The sequence below is a fragment of the Cryobacterium sp. 10C3 genome, from assembly GCF_034314285.1.
GTDB classification, from domain to species: Bacteria; Actinomycetota; Actinomycetes; order Actinomycetales; family Microbacteriaceae; genus Cryobacterium; species Cryobacterium glucosi.
Window position 1 is genome coordinate 1,388,981 of the sequence record NZ_JAVIWF010000002.1, and the last position, 24,472, is coordinate 1,413,452.

The 24,472-nt window shown below is 66.3% G+C and carries 30 protein-coding genes, 2 tRNA genes and 2 pseudogenes; 10 read left to right on the plus strand and 24 right to left on the minus strand.

Features of this window, described 5'->3' with window-relative positions; translation table 11 throughout:
• Positions 1-2: 2 nt before the first annotated feature.
• Positions 3-2,000 carry an amino acid transporter gene (locus RGU41_RS07285; RefSeq protein ID WP_322135883.1) on the plus strand — a complete coding sequence of 666 codons (1,998 nt, stop codon included), beginning with the start codon at positions 3-5 and terminating at the stop codon, positions 1,998-2,000.
• 15 nt (positions 2,001-2,015) lie between these two features.
• Here the strand turns inward: RGU41_RS07285 and RGU41_RS07290 are convergent, their stop codons facing one another.
• Positions 2,016-2,312, minus strand: a complete 297-nt coding sequence (locus RGU41_RS07290) for a putative quinol monooxygenase (protein ID WP_134446454.1) — start codon at positions 2,310-2,312, stop codon at positions 2,016-2,018.
• Between the two features lie 95 nt (positions 2,313-2,407).
• On the minus strand, positions 2,408-3,805 hold the full coding sequence (locus RGU41_RS07295; protein ID WP_370362653.1) for a glutamate decarboxylase: 1,398 nt from the start codon (positions 3,803-3,805) through the stop codon (positions 2,408-2,410).
• Positions 3,806-3,950: 145 nt separating this feature from the next.
• Between RGU41_RS07295 and RGU41_RS07300 the strand changes: the two genes are divergently transcribed.
• Positions 3,951-4,556 (plus strand): PadR family transcriptional regulator, encoded by a 606-nt coding sequence (locus RGU41_RS07300; protein WP_134558443.1) that lies wholly within the window; start codon positions 3,951-3,953, stop codon positions 4,554-4,556.
• 40 nt (positions 4,557-4,596) lie between these two features.
• On the opposite strand, the gene RGU41_RS07305 is transcribed toward RGU41_RS07300, so the two are convergent.
• The gene (locus RGU41_RS07305; RefSeq protein WP_322135884.1) at positions 4,597-5,469 is read right to left on the minus strand and encodes a LysR family transcriptional regulator ArgP; all 873 of its coding nucleotides are present in this window, start codon (positions 5,467-5,469) and stop codon (positions 4,597-4,599) included.
• Positions 5,470-5,541: 72 nt separating this feature from the next.
• Between RGU41_RS07305 and RGU41_RS07310 the strand changes: the two genes are divergently transcribed.
• The 3 genes from RGU41_RS07310 to RGU41_RS07320 all read left to right on the plus strand — a co-directional run bounded on the left by RGU41_RS07310 (position 5,542) and on the right by RGU41_RS07320 (position 7,570).
• The gene (locus RGU41_RS07310) at positions 5,542-6,153 is read left to right on the plus strand and encodes a LysE/ArgO family amino acid transporter (RefSeq protein ID WP_134558445.1); all 612 of its coding nucleotides are present in this window, start codon (positions 5,542-5,544) and stop codon (positions 6,151-6,153) included.
• A 105-nt stretch (positions 6,154-6,258) separates the two neighbouring features.
• Entirely contained in the window at positions 6,259-6,504 is a 246-nt protein-coding gene (locus RGU41_RS07315) for a hypothetical protein (protein ID WP_322135885.1), read from the plus strand.
• Between the two features lie 55 nt (positions 6,505-6,559).
• Positions 6,560-7,570, plus strand: a complete 1,011-nt coding sequence (locus RGU41_RS07320; protein ID WP_322135886.1) for a hypothetical protein — start codon at positions 6,560-6,562, stop codon at positions 7,568-7,570.
• Between the two features lie 342 nt (positions 7,571-7,912).
• On the opposite strand, the gene RGU41_RS07325 is transcribed toward RGU41_RS07320, so the two are convergent.
• The 3 genes from RGU41_RS07325 to RGU41_RS07335 form a co-directional block, all read right to left on the minus strand.
• Entirely contained in the window at positions 7,913-8,317 is a 405-nt protein-coding gene (locus RGU41_RS07325) for a hypothetical protein (protein ID WP_134446448.1), read from the minus strand.
• A 159-nt stretch (positions 8,318-8,476) separates the two neighbouring features.
• Positions 8,477-9,418: a pyridoxamine 5'-phosphate oxidase family protein gene (locus tag RGU41_RS07330; RefSeq protein WP_322135887.1), complete on the minus strand. Its 942-nt coding sequence runs from the start codon at positions 9,416-9,418 to the stop codon at positions 8,477-8,479.
• A gap of 23 nt (positions 9,419-9,441) precedes the next feature.
• Entirely contained in the window at positions 9,442-9,990 is a 549-nt protein-coding gene (locus RGU41_RS07335; protein ID WP_322135888.1) for a carboxymuconolactone decarboxylase family protein, read from the minus strand.
• A 108-nt stretch (positions 9,991-10,098) separates the two neighbouring features.
• Between RGU41_RS07335 and RGU41_RS07340 the strand changes: the two genes are divergently transcribed.
• The 3 genes from RGU41_RS07340 to RGU41_RS07350 all read left to right on the plus strand — a co-directional run bounded on the left by RGU41_RS07340 (position 10,099) and on the right by RGU41_RS07350 (position 12,220).
• Positions 10,099-10,716 carry a CGNR zinc finger domain-containing protein gene (locus RGU41_RS07340; protein ID WP_322135889.1) on the plus strand — a complete coding sequence of 206 codons (618 nt, stop codon included), beginning with the start codon at positions 10,099-10,101 and terminating at the stop codon, positions 10,714-10,716.
• Positions 10,717-10,801: 85 nt separating this feature from the next.
• Positions 10,802-11,350 carry an NADPH-dependent FMN reductase gene (locus RGU41_RS07345; RefSeq protein WP_198413351.1) on the plus strand — a complete coding sequence of 183 codons (549 nt, stop codon included), beginning with the start codon at positions 10,802-10,804 and terminating at the stop codon, positions 11,348-11,350.
• An 84-nt stretch (positions 11,351-11,434) separates the two neighbouring features.
• Positions 11,435-12,220 carry an isocitrate lyase/phosphoenolpyruvate mutase family protein gene (locus RGU41_RS07350; RefSeq protein ID WP_322135890.1) on the plus strand — a complete coding sequence of 262 codons (786 nt, stop codon included), beginning with the start codon at positions 11,435-11,437 and terminating at the stop codon, positions 12,218-12,220.
• Positions 12,221-12,228: 8 nt separating this feature from the next.
• On the opposite strand, the gene RGU41_RS07355 is transcribed toward RGU41_RS07350, so the two are convergent.
• Positions 12,229-12,591, minus strand: a complete 363-nt coding sequence (locus RGU41_RS07355; protein WP_134561208.1) for a DUF2200 domain-containing protein — start codon at positions 12,589-12,591, stop codon at positions 12,229-12,231.
• 304 nt (positions 12,592-12,895) lie between these two features.
• Between RGU41_RS07355 and RGU41_RS07360 the strand changes: the two genes are divergently transcribed.
• Positions 12,896-13,672, plus strand: a complete 777-nt coding sequence (locus RGU41_RS07360; protein WP_322135891.1) for a GNAT family N-acetyltransferase — start codon at positions 12,896-12,898, stop codon at positions 13,670-13,672.
• Positions 13,673-13,845: 173 nt separating this feature from the next.
• Here RGU41_RS07360 and RGU41_RS20785 read toward each other — a convergent pair whose 3' ends face one another.
• The 9 genes from RGU41_RS20785 to RGU41_RS07400 all read right to left on the minus strand — a co-directional run bounded on the left by RGU41_RS20785 (position 13,846) and on the right by RGU41_RS07400 (position 19,731).
• Complete coding sequence (locus tag RGU41_RS20785) at positions 13,846-14,403, minus strand: putative immunity protein (RefSeq protein ID WP_134446442.1); 558 nt, start codon at positions 14,401-14,403, stop codon at positions 13,846-13,848.
• 3 nt (positions 14,404-14,406) lie between these two features.
• Positions 14,407-14,625 (minus strand): hypothetical protein, encoded by a 219-nt coding sequence (locus RGU41_RS07365; protein WP_198413350.1) that lies wholly within the window; start codon positions 14,623-14,625, stop codon positions 14,407-14,409.
• Positions 14,626-15,387: 762 nt separating this feature from the next.
• Positions 15,388-16,140 (minus strand): HD-GYP domain-containing protein, encoded by a 753-nt coding sequence (locus RGU41_RS07370; protein WP_322135892.1) that lies wholly within the window; start codon positions 16,138-16,140, stop codon positions 15,388-15,390.
• Positions 16,141-16,273: 133 nt separating this feature from the next.
• Entirely contained in the window at positions 16,274-16,651 is a 378-nt protein-coding gene (locus RGU41_RS07375; RefSeq protein WP_134446439.1) for a type II toxin-antitoxin system death-on-curing family toxin, read from the minus strand.
• Positions 16,648-16,833, minus strand: coding sequence for a hypothetical protein (locus RGU41_RS07380; RefSeq protein ID WP_322135893.1), 186 nt, complete (start codon positions 16,831-16,833; stop codon positions 16,648-16,650). The genes RGU41_RS07375 and RGU41_RS07380 overlap by 4 nt, the downstream gene beginning before the upstream one ends.
• A 99-nt stretch (positions 16,834-16,932) precedes the next feature.
• Positions 16,933-17,154, minus strand: coding sequence for a hypothetical protein (locus RGU41_RS07385; protein ID WP_322135894.1), 222 nt, complete (start codon positions 17,152-17,154; stop codon positions 16,933-16,935).
• Between the two features lie 168 nt (positions 17,155-17,322).
• Positions 17,323-17,396, minus strand: a tRNA-Ile gene (locus RGU41_RS07390).
• 9 nt (positions 17,397-17,405) lie between these two features.
• Positions 17,406-18,623: a glycosyltransferase gene (locus RGU41_RS07395; protein ID WP_322135895.1), complete on the minus strand. Its 1,218-nt coding sequence runs from the start codon at positions 18,621-18,623 to the stop codon at positions 17,406-17,408.
• A 181-nt stretch (positions 18,624-18,804) separates the two neighbouring features.
• Entirely contained in the window at positions 18,805-19,731 is a 927-nt protein-coding gene (locus RGU41_RS07400) for a DMT family transporter (RefSeq protein ID WP_322135896.1), read from the minus strand.
• Between the two features lie 40 nt (positions 19,732-19,771).
• On the opposite strand from RGU41_RS07400, the pseudogene def reads away from it, so the two are divergent.
• Positions 19,772-20,337: pseudogene (gene def / locus RGU41_RS07405) on the plus strand (peptide deformylase).
• A gap of 2 nt (positions 20,338-20,339) precedes the next feature.
• Here def and RGU41_RS07410 read toward each other — a convergent pair.
• The 8 genes and pseudogenes from RGU41_RS07410 to RGU41_RS07445 all read right to left on the minus strand — a co-directional run bounded on the left by RGU41_RS07410 (position 20,340) and on the right by RGU41_RS07445 (position 24,468).
• Positions 20,340-20,645 (minus strand): AzlD domain-containing protein, encoded by a 306-nt coding sequence (locus RGU41_RS07410; RefSeq protein WP_134446027.1) that lies wholly within the window; start codon positions 20,643-20,645, stop codon positions 20,340-20,342.
• Positions 20,642-21,470, minus strand: a pseudogene (locus RGU41_RS07415) (AzlC family ABC transporter permease). The gene RGU41_RS07410 and the pseudogene RGU41_RS07415 overlap by 4 nt, the downstream one beginning before the upstream one ends.
• Positions 21,471-21,474: 4 nt before the next feature.
• Entirely contained in the window at positions 21,475-22,350 is an 876-nt protein-coding gene (locus RGU41_RS07420; RefSeq protein ID WP_134558457.1) for a sensor histidine kinase, read from the minus strand.
• Positions 22,351-22,446: 96 nt separating this feature from the next.
• Positions 22,447-22,519 (minus strand) — tRNA-Asn (locus RGU41_RS07425).
• Between the two features lie 120 nt (positions 22,520-22,639).
• Positions 22,640-23,461 (minus strand): D-isomer specific 2-hydroxyacid dehydrogenase family protein, encoded by an 822-nt coding sequence (locus RGU41_RS07430; RefSeq protein WP_322135897.1) that lies wholly within the window; start codon positions 23,459-23,461, stop codon positions 22,640-22,642.
• Positions 23,458-23,646, minus strand: coding sequence for a hypothetical protein (locus RGU41_RS07435; RefSeq protein WP_322135898.1), 189 nt, complete (start codon positions 23,644-23,646; stop codon positions 23,458-23,460). Before RGU41_RS07435 ends, RGU41_RS07430 begins: the two co-directional genes overlap by 4 nt.
• The gene (locus RGU41_RS07440; RefSeq protein WP_322135899.1) at positions 23,630-24,220 is read right to left on the minus strand and encodes an ATP-binding cassette domain-containing protein; all 591 of its coding nucleotides are present in this window, start codon (positions 24,218-24,220) and stop codon (positions 23,630-23,632) included. The genes RGU41_RS07435 and RGU41_RS07440 overlap by 17 nt, the downstream gene beginning before the upstream one ends.
• Positions 24,221-24,240: 20 nt before the next feature.
• On the minus strand, positions 24,241-24,468 hold the full coding sequence (locus RGU41_RS07445) for an ATP-binding cassette domain-containing protein (RefSeq protein WP_322135900.1): 228 nt from the start codon (positions 24,466-24,468) through the stop codon (positions 24,241-24,243).
• Positions 24,469-24,472: the final 4 nt, after the last annotated feature.

Here is a 24,472-nt window from a genome sequence, read left to right on the forward strand (position 1 = left end):
CCATGGACCAGACTCCGGGCCGTGCCGTTCGTCCCGAGATCCCCGCGAGCGTTCCGAGTCCGATCCGCACGAAGGCAGCATACGGGCCCCTGGGCCGGTGGCTCCTGGCCAACCGGGTGCAACCGGTGGGCCTCGAGAGCGCAGAGGGGACGGCATCCACCCACCCCTGGTGGCAGGTGATGTGCCTCACCGGCGTCGACTACTTCTCGACCCTCTCCTACCTGCCCGGTATCGCGGCCCTCGCCGCCGGCGCGCTCTCACCCGTTGCGACCCTGCTCATCGTCGCGCTCACCCTCCTCGGCATGCTGCCGATGTATCGCCGCGTCGCGAAGGAGAGCCCGCACGGGCAAGGGTCCGTCGCGATGCTCGAGCGGCTGCTGCCGTTCTGGCGCGGCAAGGTGTTCGTGCTCATCCTGCTCGGCTTCGTCGCGACCAGCTGGATCATCACGATCACGCTGTCCTCGGCGGATGCGACGGTGCACATCCTTGAGAACCCGTTTGCGCCGAGCTTCCTCGCGGGCCAGGCCGTGCCGATCACGGTCGTGCTGCTGCTCATCCTCGGCGGAGTCTTCCTGCTCGGTTTCAGCGAGGCCGTCTCCGTCGCCATTCCCCTCGTCGCGGTGTATCTGCTGCTCAATGGAGTCGTGATCGGCGTCGGACTCCACGACGCCTTCACCGAACCCGGGGTGATCGCGAACTGGACGGACGCACTCACCGCACGGGGAAGCGGTTTCGGCGATATCCTCGGGCCCGCCGTGATCGCGTTCCCGCTCCTCGTCCTCGGTCTCTCGGGTTTCGAGACCGGGGTCAGCATGATGCCGCTCGTCGCCGCGGACGGCAGGAGCCCCGAGGAACGACTCGCCTCGCGGATCCGCAACACCCGCAGGCTCCTCACGACCGCGGCCCTCATCATGAGCGTCTACCTGCTCTCGAGCAGCTTCGTGACGACCGTGCTCATCCCACCGGCCGAGTTCGAGGCGGGCGGCGCGGCGAGCGGGCGCGCGCTCGCCTTCCTCGCCCACGAGCGCGTCGGCGAGGTCTTCGGGACCGTCTATGACGTGAGCAGTATCCTGATCCTCTGGTTCGCGGGTGCGTCCGCGATGGCCGGACTGATCAATATCGTGCCGCGGTATCTGCCGTCGTACGGGATGGCGCCGGACTGGAGCCGCGCCATCCGCCCGGTCGTACTCGTGTACACCGGGGTGAGTGTGCTGATCACGATCGGTTTCCGGGCGGATGTGAACGCGCAGGCCGGCGCGTACGCGACCGGGATCCTCGCCATGATGGTGTCCGGCGCCGTCGCCGTGACCATCTCTGCCGTCCGCCGCAGGCAACGCCGCGCGAGCATCGGCTTCAGTGTCCTGTCGCTCGCGCTCCTCTACGCCCTCGGCGCGAACATCGTCGAGAAACCGGACGGGATCACGATTTCAGTGTTCTTCATCGCGGCGATCATCGCCGTGTCCCTGATCTCACGCGTGACACGGACGACCGAGCTCCGGGTGGACAGCGTCGAATTCGACGGGATGGCCCGGCAGTTCGTCGCCGATTCCCTCGTCTATGACGGCGCCCTGAACATCATCGCGAACAAGCCCCAGAGCGGCGACCGCGCCGAGTACGCGGCGAAGGAGGCCGACCAGCGTGGGATGAATCCGGTTCCCGGAACCGCGGACGTGCTCTTCCTCGAGATCGAGGTCATCGACCCCTCCGGCTTCAGCAAGATCGTGCACGTCCGGGGAGTTGAGATCGAAGGCTACCGGGTGCTGCGCGCGCAGAGCCCGGCGGCGCCGAACGCCATCGCTGCGATCCTGCTCGCCCTGCGGGATGCCTCCGGGGTACGCCCGCACGTCTACTTCGAATGGTCGGAGGGGAACCCGCTCTTCCATCTGATGCGCTACCTCCTGCTCGGCCAGGGCGACACCGCCCCCGTCGTGCGGGAGATCATGCGCGAGGTCGAACCCGACCCGCTCCGCCGTCCGGGCACCCACGTCGGCGGCGGCTGAGGGGTTCGCCGTCGACTAGGTGGCGGCGAGGATGTCGATCAGGCTGATGTCGGGGTCCCTCACGAGCAGGGTCGGACCATGTTCGGCGAGCGCTGCCGGGATGGCCCCCGTGAGGTGTGCCTGGCGATCCTCCTCGGTGTCGAAGGTATCGAAGATGCCGAACGTATCGTCATTGACCCGGAAGGCGTACCAGGTCCGGGTGCCCGGCTCGGCGGCCGCCAGTGCCTGTGCACCGGCGAGGAAATCCGCGACGGCCTGTTCCTGCCCGGCCCGGGCCTCAACGACAGCCAGCACACCGTATTTGAGCGTCATCGCATTCTCCTCTGTACGTCGGCCCGCCTGGGCGGCGGTCCCGTCGTGAGCATAGGAAGAGACGCCCGAACCGGCAAGGGGGCACCCGTCAGGAGTCAGTGTGTGAAGCCCGGATGCTGCCCCTCGACGGGCATCGGACCTTCGAGCCGGTCGAGATACGCCGTCTCCTCCTCGATCACTGTGAGCAGGCGCGCAGCGAGGTCCATGCTGAGCCCATTCCGTACGACGATCCGCTGGACGGTCATCTCGGACAGGTTGTCGGGCATCCAGTACGCGGGAACGAGCCAGCCGTGGGAGCGCAGCCGGTCCGACAGGTGGAAGAGGTTCCAGTTCCGGGTGTGGCCGGGGGTGAGGCGCCAGGCGAAGACCGGGATGTCCGACCCGTCATTCCACAGTGTGAAGGCACCGATCTTCTCGATGCCGCGCGCGAGGTACCGCGCAACGTCCTGGGCGGACTGCTGCACGGCACGGTAGCCGTCGAATCCGAGCCGAAGGAAGAGGTAGTACTGCAGGAGCACCTGCGCGCCGGGACGCGAGAAGTTGAGCGCGAACGTGGGCATGCTCCCGCCGAGGTAGCTGACATGGAAGACCAGGTCCTCTGGCAGTGAATCCTTCGACCGCCAGACGATCCAGCCCAGTCCCGGGTAGACAAGGCCGTACTTGTGCGCGGAGGTGTTGATCGAGTGCACCCGTACCAATCGGAAGTCCCACTCGAGCTCCGGCTGCAGGAAGGGTGCGATCATCCCGCCGGAGGCCGCGTCAACATGGATGGGAACGGACACTCCGGTTCGCGCCTCGATCTCGTCGAGGGCGGCGCTGATCGCCGCGACCGGCTCATAGACCCCGGTGTACGTCACACCCATGATCGCCACGACGCCGATGGTATTTTCGTCGACGTAGCTCGCCAGGTCGTGCCCGTCCAGGCTCGGATGCTCTTCGCTGATGGGCACGAATCGAGGCTCGACGTCCCAGTAGTTGCAGAATTTCTCCCAGCACACCTGTACCGCGGAACTCATCACGAGGTTCGGCTGCGCGGTCGGCTTCCCGGCCGCTCGCCTGGCCTGCTGCCAGCGGCGTTTCAGGGCGAGTCCGCCGAGCATGCAGGCCTCCGAGGAGCCGATCGTCGACGTGCCGATGGTCTCCATCGGCTCGGGCGCGTGCCAGAGGCCGGCGATCATCCGCCAGCAATACTCCTCGATCGCGGCGGTCTGCGGATATTCGTCCTTGTCGACGATGTTCTTGTCGAAGGACTCCGCGTAGAGCCGCCCGGCGTGCTCGTCCATCCAGGTTCCGACGAACGTGGCGAGGTTCAGCCGGGCGTTTCCATCGAGCATGATCTCGTCGTGGATGATCTGGTATGCCGTCTCCGGTTCCATCGGGCCCGCGCCGAGGACGTACCGCGGCGCAACGCTGTCCTCCCCCGGGCGAGAGAAGAGTGGGTTGATCTCGAAGAACTCCGGATTGAACTCTGGGTCGGCCTGCATGTGGTCCATGCTGCCGCACTCACCGCGCATCACGCTCGACCTCCCGGCTGCGTATTCACTGAGAGTCATTGCTCAGGACTATTCACCGATATATCTTTAAACCATCGCCGATCCTCTCGACCGTCGACCACCCGCTTCCCGATTGGACACCACCATGCACAACGATTTTCGCGAACCCCATACCCACGACTCCGGCGACCGGCACGAGCGCCGCGGCTTCGGCCGGGGCGCCGGGCCCGGTTTCGGAGCCGGTTTCGGCCCGGGCTTCGGCCCGGGCTTCGGCGGCTTCGGCCCGCGCGGCTTCATGCCGCCGGGTGCCCAGCGCAAGCTCAAGGGGGATGTCCGCCTCGCCATCCTCTCGCTGCTCTCTGAAGCGCCCTTCAACGGCTACGGACTGATCAAGGAGATCACCGAGCGCTCGGGAGGCACATGGCGCCCGAGCCCCGGATCGGTGTACCCGACGCTGCAGCAGCTCGTCGACGAGGGCCTCATCGCCCCGACCGGTGACGGCACCGGCACCGAATTCCAGCTCAGCGAGCCCGGCCGCGCCTACGTCACCGAGAACGCGGACGCCCTTGCCCGCGTCTGGGACAGTTCGACGGCACGCGTCGAAGCCGAAGCGAATCTCCACGAGAGCGTCGCCAAGCTCATGGGCGTCATCCACCAACTCCGCTTCGCCGCGACCCCGGAGCAGCGCGCGAAGGCCGTCACCCAGATCGACGACCTCCGACGTTCCCTCTACGGAATCCTCGCCGACTGACGGCAAGGTCCCTGCCGGCAGTGGTTGGTGGCGACAGGGTTCAGTCGAGGTGCTCCGCGGCCGCGGCCCGGATCGTCTCGTAAATCGTCGCGAGGACGGGCGTGTGCAGCGTCCACTGCTGCCAGTAGAGCACCACATCGATGTGCCGGCCCGGCGCGAGATCGACGAGCACACCGTCGGCCTCGCCGCTGAGGATCTGCTGGTTGGGCACCATGCCCCAGCCCAGCCCGAGGCGGACGGCCTCCGCGAAGTCCGCGGACCCCGGGATCGAGTGCCGGGGAGGCGTGAGCGGCCGACGGCTCCGCCCCCGGAGGAAGCGGTCCTGCAGGTCGTCCTTGGCGTCGAACACGACCATGGGCGCGCGGGACAGCGCATCCGCTGTGGGCCCCGCGGCGAACCATCGAGCGGCGAAGCGCGGGTGCGCCATCGGCCGGTAACGCATGCTGCCGAGCCGGGTGACGGAGCAACCGTGCACCGGACGCGCGTCGGTCGTGATCGCGGCCATCACCGTTCCCGCGCGCAGCAGTTCGGCCGAGTGATCCTCGTCCTCACGGCGTACGTCGAAGGTGATCGAGTCGGGCAGGCCGGCGAGTGCCGGAAGCACCCAGGTCGCGAGCGAGTCGCTGTTGACGGCGAGCGGAACGCCCGCGCGCGCTTCCGACTCCGACCCGGAGACGACGTCCTGGACGAGAGCGTCGATCTGCCGGGCCAGCCTCAGGTACGGCAGGCCGGCATCCGTGATCTCTGTCGGTTTCGTCCGCCGCACCAGCACCCGGCCCGCGGAGGTCTCGAGGGCCTTGATCCGCTGGCTGACCGCGGACGGCGTGATGTGCAGGGTCGCGGCGGCGAGGTCGAAGGAGCCACAATCGATCGTCGCCGCGAGGGCCCTGAGCTGCGCATTGTCAATCGTCATGATTAGCCAGACTAATGCCTGCTAAGAAAGTTTCGTTGTACTCATCCTTCGCCGCCGAGGTACGGTCGGAGAATGATCCTCACCACCCTCGCCGGCCTCGGCTTCGGCCTGTCCCTCATCGTTGCGATCGGCGCCCAGAACGCCTACGTGCTGCGGCAGGGACTGCGCCGGGAACATGTGCTCGCCGTGGTGATCGTCTGCGCAGCCTCCGACGCGGTCCTGATCCTGGTCGGTGTCGCCGGATTCGGGGCGCTGATCCGCACGGTGCCGTGGTTGCTCGTCGTGGTCCGGATCGTCGGTGCCGCATTCCTGCTCGGCTACGCGGCGCTCGCCGCACGTCGGGCCGTTCTCCCTCGGCCGCTCGACACCTCGGTCGTCGGCACTGCCGCGAGCCTCACCCAGGTCCTCGCGACGACCGCGGCGCTCACCTGGCTCAACCCGCACGTCTACCTCGACACCGTTGTCTTCCTCGGCTCCGTCGCCGCCGCCCACGGCGACGAACGCTGGTACTTCGGTCTCGGGGCGGTGCTCGGCAGCGTCATCTGGTTCACAGCGCTCGGTTTCGGCGCCCGGCTGCTGCGCCCGGTCTTCGGCCGGCCGGTGTCGTGGCGGATTCTCGACATCGGAATCGCGGTGATCATGACCGTGATCGCGGTGAGCCTGCTGCTCGGGATCGGAACCTGAGTCCCGGATCGGAGTGTGCCGGGCCTCATCGGCTTCACATCGGGCCCCAAGGCAACCGATAGGAACCGAACCTACGGTCGGTTCATGTCGAGGAAAGGACCCACCATGATCGCCGCCGCACTTCAGTCCCGTTCGCCCAGCGACGTCCAGGTGCGCGCGCTCTCGAGACGGGAGTGGCGGGTCAGCGACTCCCGGATCGCGAAGGACAACGCGCTGAGCGTGATCGGCTTCATCGCCAGGAACCGCGACGGCTACGAGGTCATCGAATTCGGCACCCCGGTCGCCCGGATGGTCCGGCCGGACCTCGCGAGTGCAATCTCCTGCTTCGTGAGTGAGGCCCCGCCCGCATAGGCCGACACCTCGCTCAGCGGCCACAGCAGCCTCGAAAGCGCGACAGGATAGGGAGATGACTCCTTCCCGCGCGGACCCGGAACCGCCGGTGGAGGACGAACGCACCGGTAACGGCCGATCCGAGGTGGAATCCGGTGCCCTGATCGCCGCTGCGGTCGGCGCGCTCGCGGGGCTCCTCGCTGCCGTGATCGTGTTCGGTGGCCGTGCCGTCGGCCTCGCCGGCGAAAATTCCGTCGGCGGGCTCTCGGCCCAGATCGCCGGACTGATCGGACTGCTGGTCTTCGGATGGTCCTATGTCCGTTTCACCCGGCACTCTCCGCGATGGCGCAGTCGTGCCCGCATCCGACGCATCCTCGACACCATCGGGCTGTCGGTGACCGGTGCCGCAATGGCCGGCCTCCTGATCAGCTCGGTCTACGCGGTGTTCCAGCTGGCCTTCCGCGAACTGCTGCTCGACCCGTTCGCGGCGACCCTGTTCGTCACGCTGACGGTCGCAGCGAGCACCTTCGCGCTGTTCCTCCTCGCCGCGGAGATCACGACGACCCGCCTCGCCTCACTCCTGGGCCTCTTCCTCGCCGCCGGGGTATTCTCGAGCATGCTCACGGCGGCCGACCCGCGCTGGTGGCAGGCGAACTTTAGCGCACTCGGAATGGGGGACGCAACCTCCGCATACGCGTTCAACCTGACGATCCTCCTCGCCGGACTCGTGATGACGACCCTCGCGGACTACCTGACCCTCGACCTGCGTTCGCGGCGGAGCGCCGCAGGCAGCGACCTCCGCGGCGTCCCGCTCGTGCGGATCATCATCATCATCGTCGGCGTTGCGCTCATCGGAGTCGGCCTCGTGCCCGTCGACGTCAGTTTCGTCGTGCACAACACCTTCGCGACCTCTGCCGTCGTCGGCTTCGTCGCGCTCATCGTGCTGGTCCCGCTCGTCCTGAAGGACCTCCCCGGAGCTTCGTCGTCACGACGACGGTCTTCGTACTCGCGATCGGCGGTGCGGTGCTGCTCTGGTACCCGATCGGGTACTACAACCTCACCGCCCTCGAACTCGTCGCCGTGCTGATCGTGTTCGCGTGGTTCGTGCTGTTCGTGCGCAACGCGTCCGTCGTCGCCCCGGCAGCGGATGCCGCGGTGCCGCTGGCAGAGGCGGCTTCCGTGGCCATTGTCGGGGCGGGGGCGACGGAGGCCGCGTCGCCGCATCCGGTACCGGACGCGGCAAGAGGGCCGCGCCGCGGGCTGGGTCGCCCTCGGCGGGCTCATCGGCGTCGTCGGGTTCGCCATCGGTCGGCTGGGCCGCCGCTGAGGCAGTGCAGCCATCGGTGCCGAGAGCGGCGCCGCGAGCACGGCGGCACCCCGACCGTCCTGTGCTCGGAATCCGCGGACCGGTTGTCAGATCGCTTTCGCGTCAGTGGTGGCTCAGGTGGTCGTTGTCCTTCCAGATGCCGTCGCCGGGCATGTCGAGGCGGTCGGTCAGCGGCACTCGCCAGAGAGGCGTGTCGGTGGGTTCGCCCCAGTAGTCCGTGACGCGCACGGCTTCCCCGTTCTCGAGTTCGCCGATGGTCACGTTGCGGTAGAGGCGTCCGTCGCCGTAGTTGCAGGTCCACTCGACCACCAGGACATCCCCGAGGCGCAGGCGTCTGCCGACTTCCAGTGTCAGTTCCGCGAAGTTGCCCTCGACGCTGCCGATGAGTGTGCTGGTGCGCACGATTTCGCCCATTTGCGGCCATTGGCGCACGACATTCTCGGCCAGGGGTACGCCGAGAATGTAGGCCAGGCGGGTCTCGCCATTGGACTCCTGATTCGCATTCATGCAGATCACGTTCCTTCCGTGGTTCAGTTCAGTCGGCGCCTCTCACCGCGCCACATTCCGGTTGTCCGATTAAAACTCGTCCGGGGCGTTGAGGGAACGCCAGAGCAGCGCTGCAGCCTAGGTGCGGAGTGGCCGCCAGTGTCAACGGAACGGTCCTTGTCAATCGGTCAACGCGAGGTTGCGCGGATAAGGGGTGTGAGTGATCTCCCGGACCGGAAGAACCTGGCCGGCCACGAGGCGTTGCAGGGTGAAGCGAGCAATGCGGCCTGTATGTCCGTCATCTCCGGGCCGACCGGGTTCACCCCATTCGATCTGGGTCGTGCCGGATAGCTGCAGCGACTTACCGGTCGCGAAATCAATGAACAACAGGGCGGCTTCGGGGTTGACGGTGATGTTGCCGAAACTGTTGAAGAGGTTGTTGCCCTTGTAGTCGGGCCACCACAGCCCGTGCCCGTCTATGCGGACGAACCCGGACGGACCGCCACGATGGGACGCGTCGGACCCCCGCTCGGGAGTCACTGTGCCGAGGAAGAACGTGTCGGCGGCACTGATGAGCTCACGGTCTTCCATCGAGAGCGTGCTGCCGTGTCTGACGTGCTCGCTGCCCGCCCCATCGATTTCATCGGGCACGAGAACACGTTGCTGGATATATTGCGGGCAATTGCCGAAGGCCTGTTCGACGTCCACGACAAGGAGATCGCCGCCGCTCACCGTGAGTGCGCCGTTGATACGCACCCGGCGCCGGGTGGCGAATTCAACCGTGACCATCCCGATCTTCTGACCGGCCTGCAGCCCGCGGAGTGGGTCGCCCGGCGGGATCACGGCATGAACGGCAACGGAGGTGTCGGACAGCACCTCCAAGAAACCGGGACGGCCGACCAGCGGGGACGTCCAGAGGCGTCCGGAGCGATCCCTCCCGGAGATGACGAGAAACGTTCGATCGCTGAGAAACCCGGCCATCCCGGCGGTCAGAGTGACAGGCCCGAGCATCCCTGACAGGCGGGCCGCGTCGATTGTGACACCGGCCTGGCGCTGCACGGCCAGTTCGCCGGCGTGAAAGCCGACGTCGGCGAGTTGGGGCGTCGCGATCATCGTCATCATCTCCTGGAGAATCGAGTCGAGGATTACAGCCCGACGACGGGCCAGTCGTTTTCCACGTGAGCGAGCACGTTGAAGTAGTTGGTCAGAATGTTCAGCGCGAGGTTCGCGACGACCTCGCCGATCTCCGCGTCGCTCACACCAGCGGCACGGGCTGCACCAAGCGCGTCATCGCCGACGTCACCGGCATTCTCCGCGATCGTGTTGGAGAGGGTCAGCAGTGCGGCCACATGCGGGTCACGTGACTGCGCTCGGCGTGCGGAGTCGAGCTCCGCAGCATCGACCTTGGCGATGTTGCCTCCGATGAAGGTATGGGCGGAGAGGCAGTACTCGCAACCGTTCAGCTGAGCGGTCGAGATAGCGAGGCGCTCGCGCACCGCAGCAGAAAGGCTGCCGGATCCGACTGCGGTGGAGAGAGCGAGGTAACCCTTCAGCAGGGTGGGGCTGTTGGCCATGACCTTGGCCATGTTCGGCACGAGACCCAGTCCCTTCTGGACCTGGTCAAGCAGGTCCCTGGCGACGCCCGTCGCGGTTTCGGGCTGGATCGGGACGATAGCAGTGATGGTGGCAGTCATGGTTCTTCTCCTCGTTTTCTAATGCATGAACTCATGTTCATCCGTGACAATTTCTATCACGATCTTTCTAACGTATGCAAGTGATTTCTTCCGTGATAGTTTGTCCGCATGGGAAACAGGAGCTTGGACCGCAGCTGGGCGCTCGCCGACGAGCCGATGCCGGTCCGCCTGATGGCGACTATCTGGGCAGACACGGAGGGCCTTCACGACGACTTCGCGACACCGACAGGCGTAGACGCCTGGCTGGATGCCGTCCGCATCGATCGGGCAGGCGCGGCAACGACTCGGGACGAGTTCCTGACGGCACGGAATCTGCGAGACGCGGTGCGCCGATTGGCAGCCCACGTGACGGACGATGATCGTCGGACTGCCGAATCGCCCATGGCGAGCGTGGAGGACGCGCTGCTCACTATCAACGCCGCCGCCAACCAGCGTCCGATCCCGCAGCTGCGGCTGAGCGGAGCGGCTCTCGCGCTCTCCCCCGAATCCGCGGTTTCTCCGGTGGTTGCCGGCCTCGCCGACGTCGCCTACCACGCCCAGCACCTGCTGGGCGAAGACGGTTCGAATCTGCGGGCATGCCACGCGCCCGGATGCGTGCTCTACTTCGTGAAGACACACCCCAGACGGGAATGGTGCTCGGTCGCTTGCGGCAACCGCGCTCGCGCTGCGCGGCATTACCAATCGGTACGCTCCGCGCGTACGGCACACGAACTCACGGCTCGCTGATGCGCCCGGGCCGGAGACGATGCGCCGACGAGATGATCCTTCCGGCTGCTTTCCTCCGCCTGTGGCCTGTATGGGAAGTACGAATATGAGACTCCTCCTTGTTTCGGGCAGCACTCGGCAGTCTTCAACCAACAACGCGGCGCTGACCACGGTGCGCGACCTGGCGCCAGCAGGCTCGATCGCACTGGTGTACCAAGGCTTGTCTGCACTACCCGCCTTCAACCCGGACGATGACCACGACCCGGTTCCAGGTCCGGTCGCGGAGTTGCGACAACAGATCAACAACGCCGACGTGGTGGTGTTCAGCACGCCAGAGTATGCCGGGACACTCCCGGGCAGCTTCAAGAATCTTCTGGATTGGACTGTCGGCAGCAGCGTTCTGACCAGGAAGCCGGTCGCGTGGATCAACGTGGCCTCACCGGGACGCGGGCACGGTGCACTCGCCACATTGAGATCGGTACTCGGCTATGTCGACGCACAGGTACTCGATGGAGCGTGCATCGACCTCCCGATCGGGCGGGACCTGGTTGCAGCCGGTGCTGTCACGGCGCAGCCGGAACGCGAAGCACTGGCCCGCTGGTGGGCGACAATGCAGGAGCATTGGCCCGCGGAAGAACTCGACGAGAAGCGTTAGCGTTCGGACCGGCTTGCGCGCTCGCCACCCACTAGTACGCTGACGAGAATTCATCGATTCGGCTGGCGCAGGACGGGAACAACGATGTCAACTTTTCGGCAACTCCACTACCGTGACTCACCGCTCGTGCTACCCAATGCCTGGGACGTCGGCTCGGCCCTGGCATTCGCGGACGCCGGATTTCCGGCCGTCGGCACGACGAGCTTTGGCATCGCGGCCAGCGCCGGCCTGCCGGATGGTGGCGGGTCCAGCAAGGCGGCAACCGTCGCACTTGCGGCGCGACTGGGCCGCATGTCGGTCCACATCACAGCGGACGTCGAAGACGGCTACTCCGACGACCCAGCGGAGGTTGCGGAGTTTGTGGCCGAGCTAGAGGTCCTGGGCGTGGCCGGCGTCAATCTTGAGGACAGCCGGGATGGGCATCTCGTGGATGCATCGACGGCTGCCGCCAAAATCAGCGCCGTCAAAGACCTCAGCCCCGACATCTTCGTCAATGCGCGGGTGGACAATCTCTGGTTCGGCGAGCACGCGACTGTCGAGGCCGTCCTGCTTCGAGCACGCACCTATGCCGACGCCGGGGCCGACGGAATCTTTGTGCCCGGCCTCGTGAATCCTGAGGACATCCGGAGGATCACCGCGGTTGTGGCGCTGCCGGTCAATGTGCTCGCGCACCCCTCCCTGACTGTGGCCGAGCTCGGCGATCTGGGGGTGAAGCGTGTGAGCTCGGGGTCGCTGCCGTACCGTGCAGCCATAGACAGGGCCGTGGACACTGTCACGGCCCTGCGCGATAACCGTCAGGCACCGACCGCGACGTCCTACTGGGAAATGCAGGCTAGCCTCGTGGCTTTCAGTCGAGCCAGCGGGAACTGATCAGAAATTCAGGCCGTCCTGGTCGTGGCGGGTGCACGGAGCACCTTTTCCAACGGTTTACCCTTCGCAATCTCGTCGACGAGCTTGTCGAGATAGCGAATCTTTTGCATGAGCGGGTCCTCGATGGTCTCCACGCGGATGCCGCACACCACACCGGTGATCAGCGACGCGCTGGGATTCATCGGCGCCTCTGCGAAGAACTCCTCGAACGTTGTTCCACCCTGGGCGTGACGGCGAAGCGTCGTGTCGTCGAATCCGGTCAGCCACATGATCACCTGATCGAGCTCCATCTTCGTCCTGCCCTTGCGCTCCACCTTCGCCACGTAGAGCGGATACACCGCGGAGAACTGGGTACCGAAGATCCTGGACACGATGCCAGCGTAGGCGAGGGGTGTCTCAGGGTCAATCGTCTCCGAAACCAGAACGACGCCGAGCTCTGCGCGCAATCCGTGCCCGCCGATCAGGTGACGAAAGATCCAGGCCGGCATTCTTGGGCGCACGATCGCCGACCGCAGGACCGGGCGGGTCGACGACGGTAAGCAGGTCTGCTCGGTCGCCTTGTCGGATCGTTCAACCCTGCGGCCGACCGACCAGATCGACGACGGCGGACTGCCCCCCGTGGATTCACAGTGAGTGCCGCACGGTCATGCACAGTCCACGTGGGATGCTGATCCTGTGGATCTGAACACAGGTGCCGGCACGCCGGCCGTTATCATCCGGCCATATTGTCAAGCGGATGCCGCAGACACGTTAGCGATCTTCCTTGCCGCAGTGACAGAAACCGCTGCCGCCGACTACTCGCGGGAGCAGATTCAGGCGTGGGCGCGGCCAGAAGCGCGCGAGCTGTCCGCTTGGCATACGGCGATGCAGGCGCGGAACAGTTGTGTGGCAACCGTGGATGGTGCGCCGGCGGGTTTCTCCGACGTGGACTCTGAGGGACATATCGACATGATGTTCGTCGCCCCTCGCTACCTGGGACGCGGGGTGGCACGGCAACTGATCGGCCACGTGGAGGCCCGCGCGCGCCAGGAGCAGCTGACAGAGCTGACAGCTGACGTCAGCATTACAGCCCGCCCCTTCTTTGAGCGCTCCGGATTCACCGTCGAGGCAGAACAACATCCGGTGACGGCCGGCGTGCAGCTGACCAATTTCAAGATGAAGAAGAAGCTAGTCGGCGGCGAGGTGTCCCTCAGCGGGCAGCTTGTTTGTCGCACCCAGGACCAAGCGGAAACTGTCCGGGAATACCTGCAACTGCACCTTGCCCTCACCCGCGCCGAACCGGGATGCCTGTCGTTCAACGTCACCCGGACGAGCAATCCCCTGGTGTGGCAGGTCGAAGAGCGCTTTGAGCACGCATCCGCCTTCGAAGCCCACCAGGAACGTGTCGCCAGCAGCGAGTGGGGTCACGCCACCGCGGGAATCGAACGCCGCTACTCCGTGATCGGACTCTAGCCGCTCGCCCGTCGCAACAGCTCCCCCGGCACCACATGTGGGCAACCTCGAGCCTCCGCAATTCACGCTTGGTGCATGTCACTCAGGGCAGAGAATCGATCGTCAACTTCCAGCCAATCCATCGGTCCTGGTCGATCGCACTTCCGCGCTGAAATGTCACCGTGGCCGTCCGGCTACCGGAGACCCTGCTCTGTCGAGCTACTGCCCAAGGCGGCCTGAATCCTCCGAATGATCGACCCGAGGATGCCCGACGCGAGAAGACCTGAACCGAGTGGGCCCGCGGAATCCTCACCAAGGGGCGGCAACTGCCGAAGCGCCGCCCTGACTTGGGCATTCATGTGCTCGAGCTGCCAGGAGACCTCATCGGAGACTGCCGTAGCCTGATCAGCGGCGGCTAGCCCGGCGGCTTTCGCTGCGTATGCGGCTGCGCCGAGTGCGTGCGCGCCCATGTGCGCGACGCCGGAAGCTTGTCCGGCAGCCCGAGCAGCTGCCACTGCCGAGGGAGAGTTCACTGCCTGCGCGGCCCGACCAGCAACGAAGCGCCTGCGAATTTCACCGGCGGTATCAAGATCACCCTGAGCAAATGCCCGAGTACGAGCGATGGCATCACGTGGCCGGCCGTCCGTTGGCGCCTCCGTTTCGAAATGGACCAAGACTCTCTCAGCACAGTCAGCAGCCCAGGTTGCGACGAGGCGTCGGTCAGCTTCGCTGAGTGACTGCGGGGAAGGCACGTCTCACCTGCTCGTGCGGCCGTGCCCCGGCCGTCGCAGGCCGAGCCAAATCAGGATGATGCCAACGATTGCGAGGATGAGCCCGATGGAAAGCCACATCCGGCTACCCGTCATGAAACTTCCCGGGATCAGATTCATGCCCTGCCCGGTCCAGACGCCACCAAGGATCAGAGCGATCACGCCGACGGCGATGAGGGCGATGCGTCCGCTTCGGCTAGTCACGTCTCCCAACGTACCCCGGCTGACACGCACGTCGCCCGGTTGAGGTTCCCCAGGAAACGGGGAATCCGTCGAGATCAGGTCTCGGAGCGAATGACAGAGACTCCGCAGTCGGGGTTCACGGGTTCCAGTGAACAGGTGGTCTCATGCAGCTCCAGGAGTGTCCTGTTCTGTGAGAAATTACAACTGACACAACCCCTGAGCAGAGTCATCTAGTCGAGGGGCTCCACCCATTCAGACCGCCATCCGGGTGCCTCCGACTTTCGCGTGTAATAGCGGGTATCCCGGATGATCGACCCGTCCGCTCCGAACTCCAGGATGACCACCACGTGCCACACATCCCCGGCATAGTCATTCGTCCCCTCGACGACCCAGATTTGCCCCGACCCCACGACTCGGCGCAGGGTGATCGAGGGGGAACAGGAAAAGCCTCCTGCATTGCCCGCATGGCCTCACGTCCACGGATGCGCTCCCCCGACTGCGGCATCTCCATCACGTAGGTCTCATCACGAAGCCGAAACTCAGCGTCAGGTGAGAGCCCCTCCTTGGTGAGGCCGAACAAACGCTCGAGGCCCTCGCGCATGGCCTCCGGATCGTTGTCTGTGATTGCCCGCAGAAAAGATTCGCGCACATCGAGGTCGCTCATTCTTCCTCCCGGTCAACGTTGAAACTCGACTACGAGCATTCTGCTCCTCTGCCGAGGAAGCGGCACGCTCGTCGTGCCTAACGGCGTCGGTGTGCTCCGGCAGGCGCATCCCAAGACGTTCATTGGCGGCCCCGGCTGCGAACGCGCTCCCACTCTGACGGAGTCAGCTCGCCCGGTTTGGACCACACCTGGTTGGAGACGCCCAGACAGCCGAGGTCGTGCACGTATCCCACTCGTCGAAGCGTTCGGAGGTTACCGGCGTCGAGTCCCAACAATTCGCCTGCCTTCGCCGACAGCGTGGCCACGCGCCGGGAGTGGCCGAAGGCGAAGCGGCACTTGAGGTCAACGAAGTCGCCTATCGCGCACACCAACCGGTCGAGACTCTCGTCGGTGAGTCGGACCTCCCGATCGGGTGCATAGCCAAGAGCATCACTCCAGGAGTCACCGGCGGGCACGGGCGCAAAGATCTCGTCGGGCGAGCCAAGCGCAGCATCGACGACGTCGGGATCGAGGTGTCCGCCCCGCCTGCTTCTGGCCATCGCGATCACGGCGTCGAGCCCGTATATCCGGTAGTGAACTTCGGCGACATCCGCGAACTGGGCGACTCTCATTTCGATCGGGATCTTGTCGCAGGAAACTGCCGCCGGCAGGCCCTCGCCGTCGAATCGCTCGAAGGTGTACGCGAGCGTGTTCTCGACATCCGCGGAAAGCCCAATGTGCCGGGCCAGGGCAGCTGCCGAGGTGCAGTGCGAGTGGATCAGGCTCGCGAGTTGGCCACGGGTATCCCGGAGCAGAGTGCCCATCACCTTGAGCCGTTGCGGGAGGGATTCTCCCTTTGCGATGTTGCCTAGCAGGAATCGCATGTAGGGCATGCCTGACCAGTCGACCAGATACGCCTTTGCAGGTCCCCTGGGACAGAGGCTCAGCTTCCAGTGACAGTCACCCACACCTCGGCGAGAGGAATGAAGCCTTCACGACTCTCGAGTCGACCACGGCGCCTGTGTCTCAGCGCTCCTCGCTTCCCAGATCAATGCGTTCCGCAATCTCGGAGACGTCGTCAAGCCGCCCGGAAGAAACGTCCATGATGAATTCATAGGCCTCATCATTCGACCAGGTCAGCCGTCTTCCATTCATACCGAGGAATGCGAGCAGAGCAGCGAGACTCAGGCGTTTATTGCCGTCAATCAAGCCGTGGTTGCGGGCCAAGGAGTGCGTCAGCGCCGCGGCCTTCTCGTTGAGGCTCCCGTAGGCATCCCTTCCGAATGCGCTCGCGCGCGGACGGGCCAGCGCCGACTCAAGCAACCCCTGGTCACGGACCGGCATGTCTCCTCCGAGGGCCCGCTGCCCGACGTAGAGGAGATCAGCGTAGGTGAGATAGATCACTTTCCCAAGCGTTCAAGCGCTTCGGCGTAGCGCGGGAGCTCCTCGTCAAGGACACGACCCAGAAGGTCCTGTCGGCTGTGGTTCTCGACGTATTCACGGACCGCCTGTTTGGCGATGTCCTGCATGGACCGCCTCTCGTACTCGGCACGGCGACGCAGGGCGTCCGCCTCGTCGTCGGTCAAGCGAAGGGTCATTGGCATGCACACACGGTATCACCCGTGACACCGTTCTCGATAGCGTCCCGATAAGGGTTGGGCTCGCGGGCCACGCAGTGGAACCTTTCAGTTGCCTGGCCTGCCCGGATCGGACAATCGTCGCTGGCTTGCCGCTTGACGTTGCCCGAGCATCCAGCCGGCACCGAATGCGAGGACTGCCAGCCCGACAATGAACAGCGCGATCCCAATCTGACTCCGTGGCGAGAACTGTAGGCCTCGTGGAGAGAACGTCGCGTTGCTGAGCGGCGCGCGTGTCGCTGTGCCGAGCATCACCTCGATGATGTCCACCCGTAGGTGTTCGAGGTCACTCCAGACCGAGCGAACTCGGTCGCGCACCTTCTCCATGAGCGCCGTCAGTAGGCGGGCACTTCGGAATAAACAATGGATAAAGACTGCATGCATCGAGTCTTGCCCCTTCAGCGAGAACAAGAATACCTGATCAAGACAGATTTCGAGTAGGGCGGCCGGGACTTGAACCCGGGACCGACGGATTATGAGTCCGCTGCTCTAACCAGCTGAGCTACCGCCCCCAACCGCAGTCACTCCGTGGAGCGGGCGGCGGCATCTGAGGTGATCGTGTCGACCACCGGTTCCCCACGATACAGGCTCTCAAAAGTGTCGAGGGTGCGATTGATGTCGTGGGCACCGATCAGCCGGAGCGACTCGTGCTTGAGGGCGTCGAGCACTTCGGGGCCCGCAGTGAGTACACGGGTCAGCTTGTCCGCAAGGTCCTGGGCGCCTCCTGGCTCGAAGAGGAAGCCGTTCTGTCCGTCGTGGACGAGGTGCGGCAGCGCCATGGCGTTGGCGGCGACGATCGGCAGGCCCGAGGCCATTGCCTCCATAGTCGCGATACTCTGCAGCTCAGCGATCGACGGCATCGCAAACAAGGTGGCGCGGGTGTATGCCGCGCGCAGTTCCTCATCCGTCACGTAGCCGCGGAAGACGACGCGGTTGCTGATGCCCAGGCTCTGGGCGAGGTGTTCGAGGTTGCGCTTCTGGTCGCCACCGCCCACGATCTCGACCTGGGTGTCCAGTTCAGGCGCGAGCAGCGTCACGGCGTGCAGGAGCACATCGATCTGCTTCTCGCTCGTCACTCGGCCGACGAAGAGGATCCGGTTCTCCGTGCGCGGCTCGAAGGACGGTGAATAGTTATGGGCGTCGATGCCGCACGAGATGGCGAGCACGCCCTCGAGTCCGGTGTACTTCTCCAGGAACTCGGCGGCGCGCACGGTCGGCGTCGTGACGGCTTCCGCCCGGCCGAAGGTGCGGCGAGCCGCCTTCCAGGCCATCTTGATCAGACGCTCGTGCATGCTCTTTGGAATGAGCGTGAATTCGAGCATGTTCTCGGGCATGAAGTGGTTCGTCCCGATGATGCGGATGCCGCGCTTCGCGGCCTCGATCGTGACGCCGCGCCCGATGTTGATGTGGGACTGGAAGTGCACGACATCCGGTTTGAAGGTGTCGAGAATTCGGCGGCTCTCCGCATGGATCAGCCACGGCAGCGCGTAGCGGAGCCAGTCGTGCGGGTACCAGCGCCAGCTCTTGATCCGGTGCACGAGGAACGTCTGTCCCTCGTGCTCTTCGGTCCAGGTGCCGTGCTTGGCCGAGGCAGCCGGCGCGAAGACCTGCACCTCGTGGCCGCGGGAGGTCAGGCCGGCGGCGAGACGCTCGGCGAACTTCGCCGCGCCGTTGACGTCAGGGGCGAACGTGTCGCAGGCAATGAGGACCTTGATCGGCTTTTTCGAACCCGGAGCCACAGGGGTCGAACCTAGTGGCGAAGCGGTCGAGTCTGACAAAGTGAGGGTGTCCCAACGTGTGTGGGCCGGAGGTCGTCATCCGGCGGTATTTCAGGTCTTGGACGGCGCGAACGCGGCCGACATCTCCTAGCACCCTATTCTAAATCCGCGTGTTCTCGCCCATCCTCGGCGACGGCGCGCCCTATTCCGATACGGTAACGGATGCCTGCGGGTGGTGCCGCGACAGCAGGATGACACCCCAGATCGCGATGGCACCTGCGAATGCGAACGCTACTCCCGCCCACGCTGGAGCCTGTGCGATCTCGCCGAGGACGACGATGCCGATTCCGACCGCCACCAGCGGATCGATCACGGTCAGGCCGGCGATCACGAGATCGGGCGGTCCCGACGAATACGCGTTCTGGACGAAGTAGGCGCCGAGAGCTGCCGCAAGGAGCAGGCCGGCGACGCAGGTGAGCGTCAGCCACTCGAAATTGCCGTTCTGAGTGCGGTTGATGATCACCTTCGCCAGGGTCGCGACGAAGCCGTAGACCACACCGGCGCCGGTGATGTAGAAGATCGCCTTGAACTGGGTGTGCAGCAGCGCGAACGCGACGACGAAGGAGACGAGCACCGCGCCGAGCACGATCAGGATGGTGATGAGGTTCTTGTCGGTCACCGGCTTATCCACGGCGAAGAAGGCCGCGACGGTGACGAAGAGCCCGATGCCGCCGACGCAGAGCGCGATGGCGATCTTGGAGGCCCGGTTGACCGGGGTCCTGGTCACCCGGGCGTTGACGATCGACGTGATCACGAGGGCGACGGCGCCGAGGGGCTGCACGACGATGATCGGGGCGAAGGCGAGGCTCGAGAGCTGGAAGACGATGGCGAGGCCGAGCATGAGGGTGCCGATCACCCAGGACGGCCGGCGCAGCAGGAGCAGCAGCTGGTGCGGGTCGAGGCCTCCCGTGACCGCAACGGTGTTGGCCTCGACCTTGTTGACGCCCCGGTGCTGGAACTGGGCTCCGAGCGACAGGAACACGCCGCCGATCAGGGCGAGCGGTATGCCGATCGCCTGGCGAGGGTCGACGGGGAGGTCGACGGTGAAGTCAATCAGGTCGAGGTGCACTCAACGACCCTACGACGGAACGGCCCGATATCCTTGCTGAATGGCCGTTCGCTCAATTGTTATTTTCGGGGACCCCGTCCTCCACACCCCCGCCAAGCCCGTCGAGACCTTCGACCAGGAGCTCCGCGATCTCGTCCAGGACATGTTCGAGACGATGGACGCCGCTCCTGGAGTCGGTCTCGCCGGCCCGCAGGTCGGCATCCCGCTGCGTCTGTTCACCTACGCCTACCTCGACGACGACAACCGACAGTGGCGCGGCGTCGCGATCAACCCCGAGCTCTGGATCACTCCGGTCCCCGCCGGAGAGGCCGACGAAGACGAGGACGTCGAGGGGTGCCTGTCGTACCCAGGCGAGCGATTCCCGCTGCTCCGCTCCCCCGGGCGATCCTCCGCGCCGTGGACCTCGACCAGAAGCCGTTCGAAATCCACGCGGACGGCTGGCTCGCCCGGATCTTCCAGCACGAATTCGATCACCTCGACGGCACGGTGTATGTGGATCGCCTCGAGCACTTCTACGCGAAGATCGCAACGAAGGTCACGCGCAAGCGCGGCTGGGGCGGTCCCGGCCTCGCCTGGCTGCCGGGCGTAGACAACCTCGACGAATAGGCTCAGAAGAGGGCTCGAAGGCCTGCCGCCACAAGCGCGGCCACGATCACGACGACGATGAAGGGCACCCGCAGGGCGAACAGGACGACCGCGACGAGGACCGCGGGCACCCGGGCGTCCAGGGCAACGCCCGTCCCCGCGCCGAGCGTCTGCACCGCAATGAGGGCCGCGAGCAGGGCAACGGTCACGAGTTCGCTGATTCTCGCCAGGGTCGGCTTCTTCAGCACGGAGGCCGGCACCAGATAGCCGGCGAGCTTCAGCACGACACAGGCGATGGATGCCGCGATCACGATCTGCCAGAGGGTCACCTGCCGCTCCCCCGCGTTGGAGTACCAGAGGGGGTGCCGGAGCGCGCGCCGGCCCAGTTGGACCAGCCGACGACGATGGCGACGAGCGCAGCCGCAAGCACGGGCAGCCCGGGCGCGAGAACGGGCGTCAGGGCTGTGGCCACGACGAAGGCGGCCACCGCGACGACGAGGGCCTGCCGCCGCTTCAGCCGCGGCCAGAGCAGGCCGACGAAAGCGGCAGCGGCCGCGGCGTCGAGGCCGTACGAGCGGGTGTCGCCGAGGGTGTTGCCGATCAGGGCGCCCACGAAGGTCGTCAGGTTCCAGCCGGCGAACACGATGAGGCCGGTCACCCAGAACCCGCGCCGGCTCGACCGCGGGGTCGGCTGGGCGAGCGCGACGGCCGTCGACTCGTCGATCGTGATCCACGCCGCCGCGAACCGGCGCAGCCAGCCGCGGCCGACGATGGGCGCGGTGCGAATGCCGTAGAGGCCGTTCCGGGTGCCGGAGCAGCGCGGCACCGGCGATCGCCGATGGCCCCGCCGCGACCCCGCCGGCCGCGAGTACTCCGATCAGGGCGAACTGGGATCCCCCGGAGAACATCACCAGGCTGAGGAACGCCGTCTGCCAGAGCGTGAGGCCGGACGCGACGGAGAGCGCCCCGAAGGAGACCCCGTATGCGGCCGTCGCGACGCCGACGGCTATGCCCTCGCGCGTCGCGACGCGGTCGAGAGCCCGGGCGGCGATCTCCTGGGAGGCGGCGTCCTCGGCAGTGTCGTCCTTCGAGGTGTCGTCCACGGCAGCGTCGTCGTCGACAGCGTCGTCTTCGGGAGGGAGCTGCGCGGGCATCCCGCTACCGGGAGAGGTTCACGCCGTGCACACCGTTGTGGTAGCGCAGGAACGGGAAGACTACGGACACGGAGAAGCCGACACCCGGGACGGTGCCCGCCGTGAAGGTGCCGCCGAAAAGCTCTGCGCGCTCACGCATCTGGGTGATGCCCGCACCGGACACGCTCTCGCTGAGCGCGTGCAGGTCGTCGTCGATCGTGTACCGGGTGCGCGCGGCGACCTCGTCGGGGTCGGAGCTCACCCTGCGGGCGGCCGCGCGGATGCCGTCGTCGTCGACGAGGAGCTGCAGGCCGTCCCTGGTCCAGGTGAAAGAGACGTTCGCCGCCGTGCCGCGGCCGCCGTGCGTGAGGGCGTTGGCGAGTGCGCCCTGCAGGATCCGGAAGATCGCGAGTTCGGCGCCCGGCTTGAGCGGGAAACGGTCGCCGGACTCGGCGAAGCTCACCTCGAGGCCGGCGTCGCGCATCACGCGGAACAGGTTCCGCGCGGACTGCAGGCCCGGCTGGGGCGTGTCGACGGTTTCGCCCTCGCGCACGATCGTGAGCACCCTGCGCATGTCCGCGAGGGCGACCCTGCCGTCCTCGACGAGGGCCGTCGCGACCCGGACCGCGCTCGCCGGGTCGTTCTCCGCCGTGTACCGCGCACCCTCTGCCTGCGTGATCAGCCGGGCGACGTTCAGCACCGCACCGTCCTGAAGCTCCCGGATGATGCCGAGGCGGCCGTTCTGTTCGGCGAGGGACAGTTCGAGGTCGATACGCATCCGTTCGGCCGCCGTGCGGTCGAAGATGATGCGGCGAAGGCGCAGAGCCGTGAGGAGCCACAACAGCAGCAGGACGACGGCGACTGCGGCGAGCACGCCGGCTGCGAGAGGCCAGAACTCCACGGTGTCGCCTTTCCAGAACTTCCGGACGAAAAGAGAAAACAGAACGAAATAGAAATAGAAAAGGCCACCCGGGGTGGAGCCCTGAGTGGCCTTTCGCTCCCCGACTTGGACTCGAACCAAGAACCGTCGCATTAACAGTGCGATGCTCTGCCAATTGAGCTATCGAGGAAAAGCTGGAACAGCGTTTCCGCTTGAACAGCGTTATTACTTTACCAAGAATCGGCCGTTCGCCAAATCGGGGCCGGGAAGCGGTCGCCTCCCTGCGCTTCGGCACCGGCCCGGCACGGGCTCAGTACCCGCGCTGCGGGTCGACGACGCCGACGAAACGGCCATCGCCGAGGAAGGCCAGCACGTTGAGCCGGATCCGTTCGGCGAGCAGCGGAGCGGTCATCTCGGGCGTGTCCGCCGAGTGCGGCGTGATCAGGCAGCGCGGCTCCGTCCAGAGCGGATGCCCGTCGGGCAACGGTTCCGGTTCCGTGACGTCGAGTGCTGCGCCGGCGATGCTCCCTGCGGCGAGGGCCGCGACGAGGGCATCGGTGTCGATGAGCGGACCGCGGCCCACGTTGACGAGGTTGGCGTTGCGGTTCATCAGCGCGAGCTCGGGGGCGCCGATCAGATGCCGGGTGTCCTTGGTGAGCGCTGCCGCGACGACGACGACGTCGGCGTCAGGGAGGACCTCGTGCAGGGCGCTCGTCTGCACCGTGCGCGCCGCGCCGGCCACGGGCTGTGCGGACCGGCGCACAACGGTCACCGTCGTCCCGAACGGTTCGAGCAGCCGGATGAGTTCGAGGGCGATGCCGCCTGCGCCGATGATCACGACATGGCGACCGTAGAGGGAGCGCCCCTCCGGCAGGGTGCTCCAGCTCAGGGCCCTGGCACGCTTGGGCAGCACGCGCAGGAGCGCGAGGGTGAGCGTGAAGGCGTGCTCGGCGACGGGCTGGGCGTATGCGCCCTTGGCGCTCGTCCAGAGCAGTCCGGGCCGGTCCTGCTCGGCCAGGAGGTCGCTGAACGCGTCGACTCCCGCCCAGGGCAGCTGGACCCAGCCGATGCCCGGGTTGTCGTCGAGAGCGGCGCGGAGCTCGTCCGCACGCCCGTAGGAGAGCCAGATCAATCCTCGGGTGGCATCCGAGAGCGGTCCGAGGACTCCCCGGCCGCCTGCACCGCCCACGTGGCGGTGTCTGCGGGGTGCGGGAGGATCGCGATCGGCCCGCTCGGCGGCCGCTGCCCGAGCGGAACGGCCGTGACCGTGCCGGCCAGGACGGCCTCATGCTGGGCGTGCTCAGGTATCGCTGTCATGCTGTCCGTCCTGGGTGAGTGCCGAAGCAAGCTCGGCGACGTAGGGATGCCACGGGTCGGCGAAGACCTCGTCGATCGTGCCGAGGCCCACGATCACGCCCTGGTGCAGCACGGCGATCCGGTCGGTCACGCGCCGGAGAACGGCGAGGTCTGAGCTGATCACGACGGCCGTGAACGCGCGTTCGCGCTGCAGTTCGCCGATCAGGTCGACGACGGCGTCACGGACGGTGACGTCGACGCCCGCGAGCGGTTCGTCCGCGATCAGGAGGGTGGGGCCGAGCACGAGCGAGCGGGCAAGCGCGACGCGTTGCCGCTGGCCGCTGCTGAGCTCGTACGGGTATTTCGTGAGCACGGTGAGCGGCAGGCGCACGGCATCCACCATGGTCGCCACGAGCGCCCTGAGGGCACCGGCCTGGTACCGGGCGTCGCGCTCGAGCACGGGCTCCGCAACGAGCTCGCTGACGGTGAGTGTTGCCGGAAGCGTCTGGCCGGCGTCCTGGGCGAGCATCCCGACCTCGAGGGTCAACCGGGCGAGCTTGCGGCGGCTGATGCCCCGCAACCGCAGGCCGAGCACGGTCGCCTCGCCGCCGGTGATCAGCGGTCGTACGTCCGTGCCGGCCGATCCCCGCTCCCGGAGAGCACCCTGGCGAGGGTGCTCTTGCCTGAGCCGCTTTCGCCGAGCACACCGAGCACCTCACCGGGATTGACCCGGAGGGTGATCCCGCGCAGGGCGGCGAAGGAGTCGCTCGCACCGTGGGCCGGATACGAGACGGAGAGGTCGTCCATCGCGATGGGAAAGGTCCATGCCGCGCCGCGAGTCATGGTT

Bases quoted from the DNA above. Each gene is read 5' to 3' on its own strand.
- RGU41_RS07350 (WP_322135890.1), top strand. From the start codon at position 11,435: ATGTCAACTTTTCGGCAACTCCACTACCGTGACTCACCGCTCGTGCTA.
- RGU41_RS07310 (WP_134558445.1), top strand. From the start codon at position 5,542: ATGATCCTCACCACCCTCGCCGGCCTCGGCTTCGGCCTGTCCCTCATC.
- RGU41_RS07300 (WP_134558443.1), top strand. From the start codon at position 3,951: ATGCACAACGATTTTCGCGAACCCCATACCCACGACTCCGGCGACCGG.
- RGU41_RS07340 (WP_322135889.1), top strand. From the start codon at position 10,099: ATGGGAAACAGGAGCTTGGACCGCAGCTGGGCGCTCGCCGACGAGCCG.
- RGU41_RS07305 (WP_322135884.1), bottom strand. From the start codon at position 5,469: ATGACGATTGACAATGCGCAGCTCAGGGCCCTCGCGGCGACGATCGAT.
- RGU41_RS07445 (WP_322135900.1), bottom strand. From the start codon at position 24,468: ATGACTCGCGGCGCGGCATGGACCTTTCCCATCGCGATGGACGACCTC.
- RGU41_RS07335 (WP_322135888.1), bottom strand. From the start codon at position 9,990: ATGACTGCCACCATCACTGCTATCGTCCCGATCCAGCCCGAAACCGCG.
- RGU41_RS07295 (WP_370362653.1), bottom strand. From the start codon at position 3,805: ATGGACCACATGCAGGCCGACCCAGAGTTCAATCCGGAGTTCTTCGAG.
- RGU41_RS07285 (WP_322135883.1), top strand. From the start codon at position 3: ATGGACCAGACTCCGGGCCGTGCCGTTCGTCCCGAGATCCCCGCGAGC.
- RGU41_RS07315 (WP_322135885.1), top strand. From the start codon at position 6,259: ATGATCGCCGCCGCACTTCAGTCCCGTTCGCCCAGCGACGTCCAGGTG.
- RGU41_RS07435 (WP_322135898.1), bottom strand. From the start codon at position 23,646: ATGACAGCGATACCTGAGCACGCCCAGCATGAGGCCGTCCTGGCCGGC.
- RGU41_RS07330 (WP_322135887.1), bottom strand. From the start codon at position 9,418: ATGATGACGATGATCGCGACGCCCCAACTCGCCGACGTCGGCTTTCAC.
- RGU41_RS07370 (WP_322135892.1), bottom strand. From the start codon at position 16,140: ATGCCCTACATGCGATTCCTGCTAGGCAACATCGCAAAGGGAGAATCC.
- RGU41_RS07320 (WP_322135886.1), top strand. From the start codon at position 6,560: ATGACTCCTTCCCGCGCGGACCCGGAACCGCCGGTGGAGGACGAACGC.
- RGU41_RS07325 (WP_134446448.1), bottom strand. From the start codon at position 8,317: ATGAATGCGAATCAGGAGTCCAATGGCGAGACCCGCCTGGCCTACATT.
- RGU41_RS07290 (WP_134446454.1), bottom strand. From the start codon at position 2,312: ATGACGCTCAAATACGGTGTGCTGGCTGTCGTTGAGGCCCGGGCCGGG.
- RGU41_RS07345 (WP_198413351.1), top strand. From the start codon at position 10,802: ATGAGACTCCTCCTTGTTTCGGGCAGCACTCGGCAGTCTTCAACCAAC.